General features: G+C 30.6%; 11 protein-coding genes and 1 pseudogene. 3 read left to right on the top strand and 9 right to left on the bottom strand.

What is annotated here, in order from left to right:
• Positions 1-39 precede the first annotated feature (39 nt).
• The 6 genes and pseudogenes from ACREWB_RS08075 to ACREWB_RS08050 all read right to left on the bottom strand — a co-directional run bounded on the left by ACREWB_RS08075 (position 40) and on the right by ACREWB_RS08050 (position 9,815).
• The gene (locus ACREWB_RS08075) at positions 40-909 is read right to left on the bottom strand and encodes a DNA topoisomerase (RefSeq protein ID WP_431546942.1); all 870 of its coding nucleotides are present in this window, start codon (positions 907-909) and stop codon (positions 40-42) included.
• A gap of 139 nt (positions 910-1,048) precedes the next feature.
• A complete protein-coding gene (locus ACREWB_RS08070; protein WP_431546941.1) occupies positions 1,049-2,599 on the bottom strand; it encodes an RNA-guided endonuclease TnpB family protein in 1,551 nt (516 codons plus the stop codon).
• A gap of 346 nt (positions 2,600-2,945) precedes the next feature.
• Positions 2,946-3,091: pseudogene (locus ACREWB_RS08065) on the bottom strand (N-6 DNA methylase); the annotation flags it as partial.
• Between the two features lie 307 nt (positions 3,092-3,398).
• Positions 3,399-5,558, bottom strand: coding sequence for a type IA DNA topoisomerase (locus tag ACREWB_RS08060; protein ID WP_431546940.1), 2,160 nt, complete (start codon positions 5,556-5,558; stop codon positions 3,399-3,401).
• Between the two features lie 99 nt (positions 5,559-5,657).
• Complete coding sequence (locus ACREWB_RS08055; protein WP_431546939.1) at positions 5,658-8,492, bottom strand: AAA family ATPase; 2,835 nt, start codon at positions 8,490-8,492, stop codon at positions 5,658-5,660.
• 12 nt (positions 8,493-8,504) lie between these two features.
• Positions 8,505-9,815 (bottom strand): metallophosphoesterase family protein, encoded by a 1,311-nt coding sequence (locus ACREWB_RS08050; RefSeq protein WP_431546938.1) that lies wholly within the window; start codon positions 9,813-9,815, stop codon positions 8,505-8,507.
• A 129-nt stretch (positions 9,816-9,944) separates the two neighbouring features.
• Between ACREWB_RS08050 and ltaE the strand changes: the two genes are divergently transcribed.
• Positions 9,945-10,982, top strand: coding sequence for a low-specificity L-threonine aldolase (gene ltaE / locus ACREWB_RS08045; RefSeq protein WP_431546937.1), 1,038 nt, complete (start codon positions 9,945-9,947; stop codon positions 10,980-10,982).
• 531 nt (positions 10,983-11,513) lie between these two features.
• Here the strand turns inward: ltaE and ACREWB_RS08040 are convergent.
• The 3 genes from ACREWB_RS08040 to ACREWB_RS08030 form a co-directional block, all read right to left on the bottom strand.
• Entirely contained in the window at positions 11,514-12,125 is a 612-nt protein-coding gene (locus ACREWB_RS08040) for a GerMN domain-containing protein (protein ID WP_431546936.1), read from the bottom strand.
• A 45-nt stretch (positions 12,126-12,170) separates the two neighbouring features.
• A complete protein-coding gene (locus tag ACREWB_RS08035) occupies positions 12,171-12,944 on the bottom strand; it encodes a hypothetical protein (protein WP_431546935.1) in 774 nt (257 codons plus the stop codon).
• A gap of 77 nt (positions 12,945-13,021) precedes the next feature.
• The gene (locus ACREWB_RS08030; RefSeq protein ID WP_431546934.1) at positions 13,022-15,346 is read right to left on the bottom strand and encodes a VIT domain-containing protein; all 2,325 of its coding nucleotides are present in this window, start codon (positions 15,344-15,346) and stop codon (positions 13,022-13,024) included.
• Positions 15,347-15,637: 291 nt separating this feature from the next.
• Here ACREWB_RS08030 and ACREWB_RS08025 point away from each other — a divergent pair, with 291 nt between their 5' ends.
• A complete protein-coding gene (locus tag ACREWB_RS08025; RefSeq protein ID WP_431546933.1) occupies positions 15,638-16,867 on the top strand; it encodes a 6-phosphofructokinase in 1,230 nt (409 codons plus the stop codon).
• 155 nt (positions 16,868-17,022) lie between these two features.
• Complete coding sequence (gene gltX / locus ACREWB_RS08020; RefSeq protein ID WP_431546932.1) at positions 17,023-18,480, top strand: glutamate--tRNA ligase; 1,458 nt, start codon at positions 17,023-17,025, stop codon at positions 18,478-18,480.
• Positions 18,481-18,489 lie beyond the last annotated feature (9 nt).

Here is an 18,489-nt window from a genome sequence, read left to right as displayed (position 1 = left end):
TAAATTCTACTGAATATATGGTTCTTTTAATTTGCCACGTTATTCTGACCCATTTGAATTTTTGTAAAATGAACTTACTCTATCAAAATTGCTTTTAAGCCTTGCTCCATTATTTAATTTAAGTACTCTATCAGTATTTTTGATTATATAGTTTTCAAGCTTATCCATGTACAAATCTCCTGCTATTTCACTTTGAGTAACCATGGTTAGTCCTTTTTCCCAACTAGCTGTTAACTCTGGATTTAAAAGCGTAGGGATAGAATTTTTCACCACATCATAAATAATTTCTCCAAGGAGTGTAGGCATGACCACTTGTGTTTTGTTATTAGCTTTAATGTATGTTATTTTTTCAAGCTTTGTTAAAATTCCCGAACGCGTAGCACTTGTACCAATGCCAGAGCCTTTTATGTGCTCTCTTAGTTCTTCATCTTCAATAAGTTTACCTGCATTCTCCATGGCTATAATTATTGAACCTGTAGTAAATCTTTTAGGAGGAGAAGTTTTACCTTCTTTTACAACTAAATCTTCCAGCTTCACGATTTGACCTTTTTTAAGGGTACTTAAAAATTTCATGTTTTTGTTTTCGTTGTCATTACTATCACTAGCAGGTTTCAAAACCTCCAAATAACCTATTTCTGTACAAACTTTATCTGAGGTAAAAAATCTTTCCTGGTCAATTTTGGTTATAACAGAAACTTTGTTATACACAGCAGGTGGATAAAATATTGCCAAAAACCTTCTAGTCACCAAATTATAAATTTTCTTTTCTAAATCTTTTAATGAAAAATAGTTTTGAAGACCTTCACCTGTTGGGATAATAGCATAATGGTCTGTAACCTTACTATCCTGAATCTCACATCTCTGAAGACATGTGGTTCTTATCTCTTTAAACTTCCATAATACTCTCATTTATAGGAATTGTATTTCCTCTATATCTTACAACATAGTATGACTCATCTAATTATAATAAGACTTTTACTACCAAAGACTACATTTAGCCCATTAACGATAGCATAATGGCTCGGTTCAAAACCATATTTATTAATATTTATATTCCCATACTGGCTATTAATTTATTACCATTTTCTTTTGATGTTCTAAGTCTATTTATTTCTCTATCATGTAATTGCTTGAAATTATCATAACTCTCAAAACATAAATTTCTATTAATACTTTCTAAATCATTGCTGACATTCATTATTAAAAATGCAGAGTAACAGTCTCTTTGAATTCCAGTAGAAATATCCCATCTATCCTTCAATTCTTTTTTTATGTATTCATCAGTAAAATGATTATACATGCTAGCCTTTACTTTATGTGTATTTATTTTCAATATTTCCAGTTCATCATATTTAAGTTTTCTATTAATTATGTCTATTAATTTAGAAGGTGCTTTATTTCCTAAAGACTTTCCAAATCTTTTTTTCTTATTAAACTTACCAGTCCTCGCATTAATTGTGTTTTTTTTACTTCTTTTTTGCAATCCTTTATAATTCATAGTTTCAACTAGAATTCTATCACCTAATGAAATTATATGATTTGCTAACTTTTCATGAGATTGTTTTCTAATATCAGTTTGTTTCCTCTGAATATCCCTTAATTCCATTTGAGTTTTAATATATTTATTAGACTTAACCCATGTTAATCTCTCTTTCTTTTTATTAATCATAATACCAAATTTGATAGTTCCATCATCATTATAATTATTAGGATTATTAACACGTCTTTGTCTATCTAATTTTCTTGATAATTTAGTTTTTATACCTTGAATATTATTAATTTCAGGACATAATTCTAACAATTTAACATCATACCTACTCGATATTGCAATTGTTTGAGTTCCTATATCTATTCCAACATTACCAAATCCAACACTTCTTTTTATATCACAAGTTTCTTTATTATATTTTACTGGTGGTATACCTTCCATTACTAATTGCACGTAGTACTTATATTTACCACGAATATATTTTCTTACTATTCTACAATATTTAATTCTATCTTGAATAGCTTTTTGAGCATAAATATCATTAGATTTTATAATTACTGGAATCTTTAATCCATTCCATTTAATAATTCCATCTCTATAAGTTATTCCGCTTTTATTCCATTTACCTTCAACACTTTTTAGTTCATCATATCTAATAAAATTAACCTTTTGCGCATCCTTAAATATTAACTTTTCTAAAGCTTTCCACGCCCTGCTTGCTAATGCTTGAGCAGTTTTATTATCTATATTTTTATTAAATGATTTATACATAGGTGTCATTTTATTTATAAATAAATATTCATTAATGCCATATTCTCCTAATAAATTAGTTAACTCTTTGTATTTTTGTTTTCTTAGTTCAATATATATTTTTAATTTTTTACTCTCTTTATCTTTAAAATATAATTTATTGATTTCTGCTAATTCTTTTCTTAGTTTTTTGTATACCTTTAATTCGCTTAAAGCATTAAATTTCTTTAACCCTAGTCCTAAAATAGCATTGTAAAGTTTTCTACATATTTCAAATCTTTTATCTAATATTATTTCATCACTATTATTTATATCTAAACTAAGAGTTAAAACATAATTAGGCGTTGTTTGTTTTGCCAATGAATATTCACCTCGCTTTCTACTATTATTATGTCCTACACATGCATTTATTATTAAAAGAATAATACGAATATTCTTAGCTTTCTTTGTTCCGTTATTCCTATCATATCATATTATATCTTTAGGTCATTGGTATGAGCCTATAAGCTTGATACTGCCTTTAACAGTATACGGATTTTCAGAGTCACGATTTTTACTAATCCTCACTTATCCCTCGGACGAGGTAATATTCATTTCTAAATATCCTTCATTTAGACCCGTACATTCCCAATTTCGTCAGTCCTTACGGACATACTAACCATAGATATCAACCAACGCACTATCATATACTCGACTTTTTACAGAGTTCTGCTACCCCTCTAAAAAGCACACCATGAGGAAGTAAAACAGCAATACGCCATCATCAGCCATATGATGAATCATATGTTGAACAAATGCCCAGTCTGCTTTTGATTTTGTAGCTAATTTCCCATAAGCACTAAATCTTAAATCAAGTTCATTTTTTTATAAGTAGCCCAATTTATAACTGCTAGACTTAATGTATTAAGGCATAGATATTGATAGACTTATGGTTTCTAAAATAGAGAATTGTTTAAGAGAAATAGTAGATTATGAGATAATAGCCTTTGCTAAAGCCCTCAAAGTTCCTATAGAGGATTTATTTAAGTAATAATTCTATTTATACCTTTACATCTAATTTTATTATATATACTGAAGAGCCAGTAATGAGCAAAATAATCTCATTACTGACTCTTCATTTATCAATGTTTATCCGTACATAGAAGTAATTACTTCTGCTTCATTTTATAAATTCTATTTCCCAATTATAATATCCAGTTTTATCATCTAATATGTATTTAAAATAAGCTGAAAATGTAGTTCCTTTTTTGCTTCTTAAATTTTTAAATCCTACTTTACCATTATTAAGTAACAATTCAACCATATCCTTAGATACCTTCTTACCAAATGATTGAATGTATTTATCATCTTTCCATATTGTAAATTTACAGCCATTCTTCCAATTAACACACCCAAAGTTTTTTTCACTTTCTATTACATCATTCCCACATGTAGGGCATTTACCGACACTTTCTATTCCCTCTTTTAGTTCAATTTTAAAGGTGTTTAACATAGATATATCATTTTTTATAGAATCTACTGCATTTATAGTAAACTCCTTAATCATATCCAAGAAATCTTCTTTTTCAAACTTATTTTTTTCTATATCAGATAATGTTTTTTCTAACCTACCAGTATACTCTAAATCCAATAATTCTTTACATGGGAATATTTCAACTATAGTTCTCCCAAGCTCTGTACATATTAGGTTTTTACCTTTTGCTTGAATGTATCCAACATCTTTCAACTTTTTAATGGTTTCTGCTCGGGTAGCAGGTGTTCCAATGGAGAAACCACTCAGAATAGAAGCCATCATTTCTTCTGTATCTTCTTCCTCTTTAAAATTCTTACCACAAGTTTCCATGATTCTTAAAAGAGTCTTTTCAATATGGTGTTTAGGTGGTTTTTTAGTAACAGTATTTACATTACTATCAACAACATATACAACTTCTTTTTCTGATACCATTGGTAAAATAGTATCCTTATTTTCTGTTTTCTCAACAACACGCCATCCTTCAACTGTTTGAACTTTTCCTTTCGATACAAATATACCTTTAATGTCAGTCTCGTTTACTTTAGTAATAAGTTTAGTTTCTTCATATTCAGCCACGGGTAAAAACTGCATTATAAATCTATTTTTAATTGCATTATATACAACCATTTCATCACTGCCCACCCCACTTGGTTTCATGTAGGTTGGTACTATCGCACTATGACCTTCTACCTTTGAATTATCAAATATTCTTTTGTTATCAATAAATTTAATTTGTTTCTCATATATTAAGCCTATTTTCAATGAATCTAAAACTTTTTTAGTTTTTTCTTTTAAACTTTCTTCTAATGCAACGCTACCTGTCCTCGGATATGTTATAAATTTTTTCTCGTAAAGTGATTGTGCAACTTTTAATACCTTATCTGATGTCCAACCTTTATACTTACTTGTGACATATCCTTGTAAATTTGATAAATTAAATAACAACGGTGCATAATCTTTTTTCTTCTCTATTTGTTTTTCAATAATTTCAGCATTCTTATCTTTTAAAAGTACAATTATATTTTCTGGTGTTTCTTTATCGTCGAATTTTTCATTATCATTTTCATAATAAATCGCTTCAAATTCTTCATTATCTTTTGTTTTAAAAGTTGCTATTAATTTATAATATGTAGAGGATTCAAAATTTTCTATTTCCTTATCTCTGTCATAAATAATCTTTAATGTTGGTAACAGAACTCTCCCTATATTTAATATCTTCTTGTCATTAGAGTTGTATCTTAATGTTGCTACCGAAGTTAAATTTATACCTATAATCCAATCTGCCCATTGCCTACCAATACCTGCGTCTTGAAGTGATTGCATTTGCTCATTAGGCTTTAAATTAGCAATCCCTTTTTTTACTTCTTCTGGTGTCCACTCATTCAATAGCATTCTGAATACAGGTTTTTTCTCATTAAAATATAGGAATAATTCGTCCCCAATAACCTGTCCCTCTCTATCAAAATCTGTTGCTGAGATAACCGCATCAACGTCAGGTCTGTCTATTAGACTTTTAATTATATTAAGCTGTTTTTCCGCACCCTTATCTACAGCTGTCCTATTCGCACTATCACATTTGACTTTATACTGAAATTTTTCTGGAATATACGGAAATTTTTCAAGTCTCCAACTTTTCATATTTATATCGTAGTCTTTTGCATCAAATAACTGTAACAAATGACCAAAAGCCCATGTTATAATGTAATCTTCACCTTCTAAATATCCATCTTTTCTCACTTTAACATTTAGAGCCTCAGCTATATTCTTTCCAACAGATGGTTTTTCTGCAATAATTACTTTTTTCAATATAAGTACCACTTCGCTTTCCGTTTAATTAAATTAATAATGCTTTAAGAATTAATTATACCATTATTTACACCCATATTTCAAAGCAAATCATAATTACTAAAGCTCATTTAGATATTCCACTAATTCCCCACCTGAACTTTTAGTGAATTTACCCTTGTCTAATTTAAAGTACTGAGCTGCTTTTGACTGCGCGCTTATTAAATCTACTAATACTCCATGACAAGTAAGCACAATAATCTGATGTGTCTTTGCAAGTTCTACAAGAGCTTTAACTGTATTTTTAGTATGTGCAATATCAAAGTTAACAAAAGAATCGTCAAGTATTACTGGCAAGGCTGGCTGAATTTCTTTTATCCTACTAATACGAACCGCCAAAAATAATTGTTCCCTTGTACCTCTACTCAACTGCTTGGAACTGGCCATAATACGCTCATCTTTTAGTACAGTTTTAAAGTCTCCTTGCATTAAATCTTCCATAGGCATAATGTCTTTGTATTCCCCAGAGGTTATATCACTTAGAATTTCACTAGCACCTTTTAAGAGATTATCCTTGGTGTTTTCTAGAAACCTTTCTCTAATCTTTTCCAAAAATAATGCAGCTGTATTATAAATAGCATATCTTTCTGCAAGCGGCCTTAACTGAGTTCTTGCTTGTCTAATGGCTTCCTGCTTCTGTAATAGCATCTCGTCAGAGTTTAGAGCTTGTATTTCATCTTTTAATGTTTGTTTTCTATTCTTCAAACTATCCAAATCCTCTAGAAGTACTTTTATTTCACATCTTAAAATCTCATATTCATAACTTAGCTCATCTGAGCTTTGATACTGCTTATATAAATCTTGGATAATTTTTAATAAACTCTTATTTTCGTCAACCTCTTTACGGTTCTCATTTTTATCATATAAGATCCTTTTGATAGGCTGACTCCTCAATCCTTGTAATAACTTTTCCTGAGTTATTTGTAATTCCATATTCAAATTTTTATATTTTATATATTTTTCACCTTGAACAATATAATTTTCTATATCAAAAACTATATCCTCTGAATCATCTTTCTTTAGAAATTTTAATATTTCCTCATGCACCATTGTAAGTTTTGAAAAGCTATTTTCAGTTTTTTCACCTAATATCAAATGCTTATATACAATTTCTACCTTTAGCAATATATCATCACATGCATTTTGAATATTGTCTGTGTTTATACCTTCTAAACTCATGCTACTAAAAACAGGAAATTTAACAAGCACTTTAACTATACTATTTAGTGATTCACATAGATCACTAAACTGTTTATTTAGTTTCTTATCTAATAAATTATAATGAGATATTTCATCTTTTAAATAAGCTGCCATTTTAAAATAATCTTTTATTCCTTCTTCTGTTACTCTTCCATCAAGCTTTAAAATATCCCTATATTCGTCCATTATATTTTCTAGCGACCGCAAATCCACCTCTATTTCTTTAAGTTGCGCCAAAGCTTCATTAAAACTAACCTGGCTATTATCCATTTGCACTTTAATATCCATATTCTGTTTTGTTATTTGTTTACTACTGGAATAATTTATAAATAGATATACCGATGTTCCTATAGCTCCCATTACTATTATTGAAACTCCTAAAAGTTTATCCATAAAGTATAGACCAAAGCCTAAAATCATAATTATAAGTGTAAAATAAAAATACTTTTTTAGTGCAGCGCCAAAGTCATAAGGTGCGTTTTGTTTTTCTATAATTTCCCCTTGAATTTTAAGTTCTTGAATTCTTTTATTATAAGCTATTCTTTCACCTTCTGTTTTTTTAAATCCTTCAATATTTCGGTTTAAAATATCTTGCTGAACCTCATCACAATTAATCTCAATAACGTCACTAAAACTAGTCCAATTATCGTTAGCTTTTTTTATTTTATTCATTAGTGATTGTGTTCTTTCATTATATTCATCCTGCATAGAAAGCACATTTTTAGTCATTTCTTTAAGGCCTGATATTCCATTATAGAAACTATTAATTTGCACCTTATTTTGAAGCAGGGACTCTTTACTAATGTCACTTACAGCTGCACCCCTTTGAAATTCATAGTTGTCTGCATTGTAATGCGTAAGTTCCCGGTTATATTGGCTTTTTAGAGCATTAGCTCTTTCTATATTATATTCAAATATTTCGCCATCACTAAAATGATAAACAAGAAGTCGTGCCTCTAAATCTTGCTTATTATTATTAAGCTCAAAATTATGCTTTAGAAACTCTAATTTGGTTATATTATTATTACTAGTTTGAAGCACAGTTTCCTTTAAAATTATAGTATCTTCAAGCTGCTGCAAAATATTTTTCTTTTGCACAAAGGTATCTAAAAGTGCCATAGATTTTTTTCTTCCCTCTACGCCCTTTTTAATATTTTCCACAAATGGCTTAAACATTTTAGTAGATGGATTTCCACGAGTTCCCCCAATTACATTAGCTTTTTCTCTTAATTTTTTAGCTACCTCTGGTATTTTCACAATATGCTTAAACCCTGCACCTAGTAATATATACTGTAGATTACTATCTTCCGACCCTGAACTTTTATTAAGCTCATCAAGACTTATGGTAAACAGTTCTTTGTAAGTACCCTTATCTATATTATATAGGCCTTTACTAGATTTATTTACACTTTCCCCACTGTAAACTATCTCGGGGTTACTAAATCCATTAAGGAGTACATTTACTTTCTCCCCCTCCTCTGTCAAAAGATCACATCTCACATCATACTTAAATTTAGCTGGCGGTATATTACTGCTTTGTGAAAGTCCAAAAGGCATATTTCTAAGTACCTGCATAAGGCTTGTCTTGCCAGACCTATTTGCTCCACCAATAACTATTATGCCACTGCCGAGGTTCTCTAGTTTTTCACCTTGAAACACACCAAAATCTCTGATATCTAGCCCTGTTATTTTCAAACTTTCACCCCCTTAGGTTATCTCTAGCGCTGAGACTAACTCTTCTATAACTAATTCTTTAGCTTGTAATATAATATCTTGAATAATTTCTTCACTAAAATCAAATTTATCCTCTTCTATATTTTCTGTACAAATCTGCTTTTTCCAAATTAATCCCCAGTTTTTTAGAAGTTCATTCCTATAACCACTATCCCCTGTGCATAAGTTAATTACTTCCTCTAAATCCTGAAAAATAGAATTTTGTATTTTAAGTGTTTCAAAATTCTGCATAATGGGCCCTGTCCTAAATATTATGGAATCTATCCACATAAAATATTTGAAATGGTCCAGTTCTTCGTTTATATTTTCCATAAACTGTTCATAATCTTCTTCTCTCATCCCAGTTATTTCATTATGCAAATTTGTTCTTCCTCTTATTATTACTTGCATAATGTTTCCTTTAACTTCTTTAAATAGGTCAGGATTTTCATAGATTAAACTAATTTTATCTAAAATCAATTTTACTAAATCACTAAAATTCTGCATTTTATCCGCATCACCTATTATTATTTCTACACTTTTATATATTATCGTTGATATAGGCAAGAACTCCATGCTTATAACTTCTTTCCCTAAAGCTTCAACTAGGTAAACTCCCCCTATTCCCTGTTCTCCCATATCACGTCCTTGAGGAATACCTGAAAAGGCTATAATAGGTTTCGTAGCATTTAAAATACTGGGTTTGTGAATATGTCCAAGTGCCCAATAATCTATATTAGGAACTTTTTTAAGCTCTTCTAAAGTACAAGGAATGTAATTTTTATTCTCCTTTTCAAGTGCAGTATGGAGCATTGCAATATTAAAAACATCATTATCTAATGAATAACTCTCATAACTTTTCTCTCTTTCGGAGCGATGTTTATATGATTTTCCAATAATCTTTGCTATAACTTCCCCTGATTTGTAAACTTCCAAGCTCTCAGCTTTATCAGCACTTAGAATATGAACATTCACTGGCATATCAAATAATTCACATTTTTCATTCGTAGCATCGTGATTGCCGTAAATAACATATACACCTATATTTTTCTCACCTAGCCTTATGCACTGTTTAACGAAAAATCTATTCCCTCTTACTGACCTTAAATAGCTATCATAAACGTCTCCACAAAGCAAGATAAAATCCACCTTATAGGAAATAGCTTTACTACATATTCTTTGGAATCCATCATATACAGCCACTTTACAGAGGTCTTGTACTTCATCTTGCGGTTTACCATTTATATTAAGATAGGAGCCCAAATGCACATCTGCCGCATGAATAAATCGAAACACTGTACTCATTACTTTTCACCACCTATATTTAAAATTGCATAATATAAATATTTTACCATAATAAATCAAAACTATATATTAGGAACATTAAAACTTTTAAGCTATAATATATATATAGCGATATAAGGGGGAAAACAAATGAAATTTATTGATTTAAGAAGCGATACAGTTACAGAACCTACTCAAAACATGAGACAAGCAATGTTTACGGCACAGGTTGGAGATGATGTTTACGGAGACGATGAAACTACAATAGCTCTAGAAGAATATTCGGCTAACCTGGTGGGCAAAGAAGCTGCACTATTTGTACCAAGTGGTACTTTTGGAAATCAGCTAGCACTGTTTACCCATTGCACTCGTGGTAATGAAGTTATTCTTGCTGATGACTGCCACATAGTAATGCATGAAGTTGGTGCTTCATCAATAATTGCAGGAGTTCAGCTTAGAACTATTACAAGTAACAAGGGAGAACTTGATCCTGAGAAAATTGCAGCTAAAATAAGAAAAGAAGATGAAGATATACATTATCCAAGCACTGGTCTCATATGCCTCGAAAATGCTCATTCCGTTGGCAGGGTAATGCCACTAAGTATAATGAAAAAAATTTATAGCATTGCGGAAAATCATGAAGTACCAGTTCATCTAGATGGAGCAAGACTTTTTAATGCTGCTGCACACCTAGATGTAGATGCAAAAGAAATCACTAAATATTGCGACTCTGTTATGTTTTGCTTGTCTAAAGCCCTTTGTGCACCTATAGGTTCAATGCTTTGTGGTGATAAAAAATTTATTGATAAAGCAAGAAAGAAAAGAAAGCTTTTAGGTGGTGGTTTAAGGCAATGTGGTATTTTGTCTGCAGCTGGACTTGTGGCTTTAAAGGAAATGATTCCACAGCTTAAAATAGATCATAAAAATGCTATACTCCTTGGAAAAGAGTTATCTAGAATTCCAGGTATAGTGGTAAATATGGAAGATATCCATATTAATATGGTTTTTTTTGATATGAGCGGAACTGGATTTAGTAGCGAGATATTAGTAGAGAAACTTTATAGTAAAGGTATTAAAATCAATGGAGAAGAAGATGGGTTAATGCGTTTTGTTACTCACAATTGGGTTTCTGAAAAAGATGTTAATTTTGTAGTAGACTCTATAAAAGATATTTTCGCTAAAAATTAATCTTCATTTTCCATATTTATCATAGTATATTAATTTCAAAAAAGCATAAAATAACGTTAATGATGATTTAAAGTGGTTGAGCCAAGAGTGCTCTTATGCTAGATTTGGCGTTTGAGTATTCGGCCAAAGGTGTATACGATATCCGAAAGGGTTTTTTATATGCCGGAGGGAAGATTATTATGGGTTCTTAACAGCTGTATATGTGCCCAACTGTATATATATGGTTTTCCCGGATGTGTAATAGTCGAGCTAAGATGGTATAGGTTGCCGCAGGTTTATTTCAAACAAACTAGGGGTTATTCTTGGTCGAGAGATTATTTTTGGCTCCCAAGGTATTCTATATTGTCAAGTAAAGATGTGTATGTGTGCTGTAATGCTCTTATTTTGTCGGAAGATTGGGTATGGGTATGTAAGTATGTATATAGGTTGTAGCGTAGATTGCTTTGAGTTGTCGAAAAAATCCTAGGTTAAAAAGGCAAGTTGTAATTAATAACTTGCCTTTTTATTTTAACTTATTAAATTTTGATAAAATTATTTTTTTATCATTTCACTATCTTCACTCATAGGTACACTAGCATCGTAGTGGCCCTTAATAGAATCCACTTTTTTTCCATCAACAAGGAATTGAACTTTTGTGATACCTAAATTTTTATTTAAAATCAATGTGTTTACAATTGAATATAGAGCCATTCCCTCTCCCGCAGATCCACCTGATATCTTTTGGACTGAGTCACCACTAATATCAACGCTTGCTATTCCTTCCTTAACCTGCACATCTATTAATTTTAAATCAGAAGGCAGTGTTTCATATAATTTTTCTGCACCTTCACTTGGTGCGCTTGGTCCTTTTATAAGTTCTAGCACAATAGCCTTAGCTGTGGGGGCTTCTATATTTCTTTTCTCTCCCATTAAGTACATAGCTTGATCGTCGCTAAAATATAGTATCACTTCTTTAGTTTTTATTTCTGCATCTTTTACTTCCTCAACTTTTACTTCTGTGTTTTTTTCTTTTTCTACAGCTTCAGCTGAATTATCTTTGCTAATAACTTTTGAATTATTATCTTTTTTTGCCTCAGTTCTTTCACACCCTGCTACTGTAAAGATTAAAACACTACATAATATTGTTGCAAGAATTTTCTTCATTATTATCACCATCCTTTGTAAAATATGTTTATATTATATCATACATTATATTGCTATATGATTGTTCTTAGTCAATATTATATTTTTAAAGCTTACATACCATTTAGAATATTTATTTCCAGGTGCATCTCTATAAGTACCCTTCGTGTCTAAGACCATAACTGTCGCTCTCTTATTTATGTTATGAATAAATCCACTATATTTTTTACCCTCACACAAAAAACTAACCCTTTGTCCTATTATTATTCCATATTTTTGTGATACTATTTCCTTCTGACTTGGAAGCTGATGATTCACCTCTGTGTGAGCAAATAATTTATAAACCATAATTTTAAATCTTTGTTTTTTGCAACTAGATTCTTTAAATATATGTAGTTCTAATAAATGGCATAATTCATGTTCAAATACTATTTGAAATGCCTCTAAAGAATCTTTAGTATTTATACCCGATACTATTTTTTCTCTTTCCACCACATAATACTCAAAAAAGAACTTTATACCCATTCTAATTTCATAATTTTCTTCATCTTCTTGTAACTCTTTTATTTTTCTACTGTATATGGTTTTTCCTGCTGCAGAAGTCATCCTAGTGGATAATGAAAATTTTAAGCACCCTTTAAAATTTCTATTAAAGTAACCACCAAAAAATCCTTGGTCATACAAAGAAAATAAAACTCTTAGATCCTCATTTGACAGTCGCTCTAGTTTGCCGCTACTCACATTTTTAGATTTAATAATGAATTCATTTCTTATAACATTTCTTTTCCGGGCTATTTCCTCTTTGTCGTATTTTACATTTTTTATATACTCTAATATCATAATAATTACTCCTAGCTTATTTTCATTTCCAACATAAAAACCCTACCTGCACCGCATATAGGGTTTTCATGCTAACTTTAAACAGTTTTTAAAATGGTAGTGTTAATTATAAAATTCAATGTATCTTTTGATTCATTTGAACTTTCTTTTAACTCATTAAGAAAATCATTTTGAATTTTCATTAAATCAACATCACTTAGTGCAAATGTTTCTTCTATTTCATGAATTTTCTTCTCTATAACTGCTTTGGAGGAAGATAAAACTATATTTTTTTTGATAGATAATTTTAAAACTAATAATAATTGTGTATACACTTCTTTACTTAAATTAATATCAGAGTTTCTAAGGGTTTTTGTTAAAAACTCCAATGATTTGTTTAATTGGTTAGTATACAGCTTAACGTCATGATTACCTATTATAAATGCTAACATTGCTTTAATAGTATATTTTATATTGCTTTCTATGCCACTTTCAACATTCATACCAAAGGCTCCACTAGCTAATTGATTAGAAGCTAAAACTCTTAGCATTTCACTCTTTTGAAACTTATCATATTTCGCATTATCATCTTTTAACAGTGATAAATCTGTATAATAAAATGAGGTTGATTCAGAATCATCATCTAATTTATCATAGGAAATCTCTAAGCTTTTCGTGGTTTTAACAGGCAATATCTCCCTTATTCTTATTCCGAGTATTGGATCTTCCATCTCTTCATAGAGAATAAACGAAGTTTCTTTGCAAATTATACCAACCTTTTTAGAAATTTCAATGATTTTGTTATTCATTGCTTCTTGCAATTCTCCCCGTTCATACTTAACTCTATGTTGAAGAGATTCTATTCTTTTTTTGTACCATACTTTTTCGATTAAATTAACATTTTCTTCTAGTTCTAAATCGTTCAGCATAATTCTTCTTTGAATTCTATTCTTGCCAACTTTCCCTTTAAAGGTTACAACTCCTTCCACTTCTCCATTGATTTTAGCAAAAATCGAAAATGGCTCTTTGTCATACATATAGCTAATTGTTCTTGGGAACGTTGTTTCTACTTTCATTTTACCCCAATCTATTTCAATGTCTGTAATTTGAGGATTTTTAATTCTATTAAATTGTTTAAGCACTATGTCTTCAATTCGCTCCCCAGGATAAATAACTTCCGCTACGCCATAAGTGATCCGAGCTAATTTATTTATGAAATAACTATTTACCGAAGTATCTATTCCAAAAGGGAATATTCTACTTTCTTTGATATTGGCTTCTACAAAATCTAATATTTCTTTTTCGTTTTCCACCAAATCATCTGTAAAGAGGAATATTATATTTTCCTCACTTTCACTTTTATCAAGTAATGCATATTTTATTGCATCAAAAATAACTGCATCTTTTTCTGCCACAAGATTTTGAATCCACTTACTAGCATTACTTAGATTTTCTTCGTTAAAATCAACCTTTAACTCTTTAGAAAAGTGGTGAAGTTCGTCTCCAAAAGCTGAAATATTAAAGGTATCGCCTATAGTTAAATTTCTTAAACATAGCTGGAGAGCATTTTTACCTTCTATTAATTTATTTCCCCCCATTGACCCAGATAGATCTAGAAGGAATATATAGTTTGATCCGTATACTTCCTGCTCTATTTCAATTTCTGGTATAAATCTTAAATATAAAATCCCCTTATCTTCCCTAGGATAATCATAAATCATTCCTGTAGTTTCTAGTTTTTCTTGTTCTTCTAGTATTATTTCTAAATCATTATTCATTTTTTGATTTTTTCCATCTAAAGTTACTTTGTATAGATTATTTTCTTCATATTCAACCTTTAACTTATGAGATGAACTCTTAAATTCTAATTTTGTTAGTGATTCAACAAGTAGCCTTAATGTAAATTTATAATTATAAGCTTTACCTGTTTTACTATCTTCACCAGAAATTAATTCATCATCTTTAGAAAGATTTATTGGAGTAATTATTGCTGGGATAATTAATTTCATATTATTATCTTCGTAGCTAAGTTCTTCGATATAAGACACTTTTATTTTTACAACTTCATTAGGAATTATCTTGCCAATAACTATTCTGAATATATTATCCTTAAATTCCTCTAAAAGAATAGTTGTATTATCTTTACCCACAAAATTCTCATATATCCTACTGGCTTCTTCCTTATCTTGTATTAACCCTTTTATAGTCCTTCCACCAAGTACTGCTTCAAATCCTGATATAACTGCTCTCTCTGGAATTGGGAATGTATAAACAGCCTCTACATCATTTGTTCCTCTATTTTCATAAACATGGTCGATAGTATACTCTGCGAATTCCCCACATAAATTTCCTCTAATATTTACCTCTTTTAAAATTATGTTGTTTTTCAATTGTTTACCATGATTACTTGAATGAATTGCCATTGTATCCCTCCTGATTTTATAAAACAAATACTTTACAGAATGTTTCAAATACTATATATATATTTTATCATTAATAACCAAATTAGTCTCTGAATTTTTTGCGACAATTTAATTTATATCAATATTTTTACATATTTTATAGCTTATTCAATTAGAAAGTCATTTTAATTGCTAAAAACAGGTTAAAAGTTTCATTCTATGTTGAGTAACTCAAACTTATATATTATAATTAGGTAGATATACTATAGATTCTAATCACAACTTCTGTCCTATGAAAGGGGAAATTAATATATGAAAAATTGTATAGTAGCACAATCAGGCGGTCCAACTTCTGTAATAAACGCTAGCGCCATGGGAATTCTAGCCACCAATAATAGTCTTCACTTTTATGATAACGTTTATGCTGGCATCAATGGAATACAAGGTATTTTAGACAAACATATTGTAAACCTATCCAACATTTTATATGATGAGATTCGCGGATTAAAGTATACTCCGTCCTCAGGTCTTGGCTCTTGCAGATATAAGCTGAAATCTCATGAAGAAAACGACTCCGAGTACATAAAACTTTTCGATATATTAGATGAATACCAAATTAAAACCTTTTTCTATATAGGTGGTAATGATTCACAAGATACTGTGCATAAATTCAGCATCTACGCAAAGAAACATAATAAGGCTGTTAAATTTATAGGCATACCTAAAACTATAGATAACGACCTACCTATTATGGATCATACCCCTGGCTTTGGAAGCGCAGCCAAACTAATTGCCACATCAGTTCTTGAAAACTTTCTAGATGCTAGTGTATATCCTGCAAAAGGAGTATTCATCCTTGAAACTATGGGCAGAGATACTGGATGGCTTGCAGCTAGTGCTTGTGTTGCAACTATTAACGGAAAACCTGCTGCTGATTTCATCTATCTACCCGAAGTAGCTTTTGATACAGACAAATTCCTTTCTGATGTAAGTAAAAAACTTACTGAGAAAAACCATGTTTTCGTAGTAGTATCTGAGGGAATTAGAACTAAAGAAGGTAAATTCTTAGGTGAAACTATGGTAACAGTTAACGACAAATTTGGGCATGCCCAGTTAGGTGGAGTTTGTGGCTATCTTAAAGAGTCACTATTAAGCACTAATACCGCTGAAAAAGTCAGGGTTTTAGAACTTTCTACAATTCAACGTTGTTCTATGCACTGTGCATCTCAAAGGGATATTGATGAAGCCTTTGAGGTTGGCAAAGCTGCAATTACTTATTCAATAGATGGCATAAGCGGAAATATGATAGGTATAAAAAGAATATCAAATTCGCCTTATATTGCAGAAACTTTTGTACTTGAAGCTTCAAAAGTTGCTAATAATATTAAGTATTTCCCTATGGAGTGGATAAACGAAGAAGGCAATAATGTTACAAGAGAAGCCTATGATTACACACTGCCATTAATAATGGGTGAACCTAAAGTAACAATAGAAAATGGCCTTCCAAAATACACATTTTTAGATGAGGCATTTAATTTATAACACAAAATCATCTATTAAGCCAGCTTTCCTATGCATAATCTTGACATAAAATGCACAGTATTGTACTATGATATTGTAGATTTTGACCAGTATTTGAAAGAATTTTATGTTTTTATATAGCATATAGCAAAAATTAGACAATAGGAGTGAAAAAAATGAGCACTAAAAAAGTAAGAACTAGATTTGCCCCAAGCCCAACTGGAAGAATGCATGTTGGTAATTTGAGAACTGCACTATATGCCTACTTAATAGCTAAGCATGAAGATGGAGATTTTCTATTAAGAATAGAGGACACAGACCAAGAAAGATTTGTAGAAGGTGCTGTAGATATAATATATAACACTCTAAAGCTCACAGGCCTTAAGCATGATGAAGGCCCTGACCTTGGTGGAGATTATGGTCCATATGTACAAAGCGAAAGACGTGACATATATATTAAGTATGCAAAACAGTTGATTGATAGTGGTGAAGCTTATTACTGTTTCTGCACAAAAGAAAGACTAGATAAATTAAGATCTGAAGTAGAAGGAAACAGTGGTAATTTTAGATATGATAAACACTGCTTAAATCTTACCAAAGAAGAAATAGCAGATAATTTATCTAAAGGTATGCCTTATGTTATAAGACAAAACAATCCTACTGAAGGATTTACCTCATTTAAAGACGCAATTTATGGTTCAATTTCAGTAAACAACTCAGAACTAGATGATATGATACTTATAAAATCTGATGGACTTCCTACTTATAATTTTGCAAACGTAGTTGATGACCATTTAATGGATATTACTCATGTTGTTCGTGGAAATGAATATCTATCTTCTTCTCCAAAATATAATAGATTATACCAGGCTTTTGGATGGGAAGTTCCAATTTATGTACACTGCCCACTAATAACAAATGGTGAACATCAAAAGTTAAGTAAGAGAAGTGGTCATTCGTCCTTTGAGGATTTACTTGAAACTGGATATTTGATGGAAACAATAATTAACTTCATCGCCTTACTTGGTTGGAATCCTGGAACTAACGAAGAGATTTTCACTCTAGAGGAATTAGTTAAAGCCTTTGATTACAAGAATATGAGTAAATCTCCAGCAGTTTTTGATCCTATAAAACTAAAATGGATGAATGGAGAATATATTAAAAAACTACCATTAGAAGTATTCCATAAGATGGCTATGCCTTTTTACAATGATTTAATAACTGACAAAAACATAGATCTTATGAAAATAAGCCCTCTTGTTCAAACAAGAGTAGAGCTTCTAACTGAAATCCCTAGTCATATTGACTTTATAGAAAATTTACCAGAATATGATATTGATTTGTATGTGCATAAAAAAATGAAAACTACACCTGAAAATTCATTAGAAAATCTAGAAAGTGTATTACCTGTACTAGAAAATCTAAATGATTGGACACTTGATTCATTACACACTACAATAATGGAATTCATTAAAACTCTAGGAGTTAAAAACGGTCAAATGTTATGGCCAATAAGAACTGCTCTATCTGGTAAAGCTTCATCCCCAGGCGGTGCTTTTGAACTTGCTGAAATATTAGGTAAAGATGAAAGTATTAAAAGAGTTAAAATTGGAATTGAAAAGCTTAAAAAATAAATAGAAATA

It is taken from the genome of Clostridium sp., assembly GCF_050717635.1.
In the GTDB taxonomy this organism is placed as follows: Bacteria; Bacillota; Clostridia; order Clostridiales; family Clostridiaceae; genus Clostridium_AD.
This window is presented reverse-complemented; position numbering and strand designations above follow the sequence as displayed.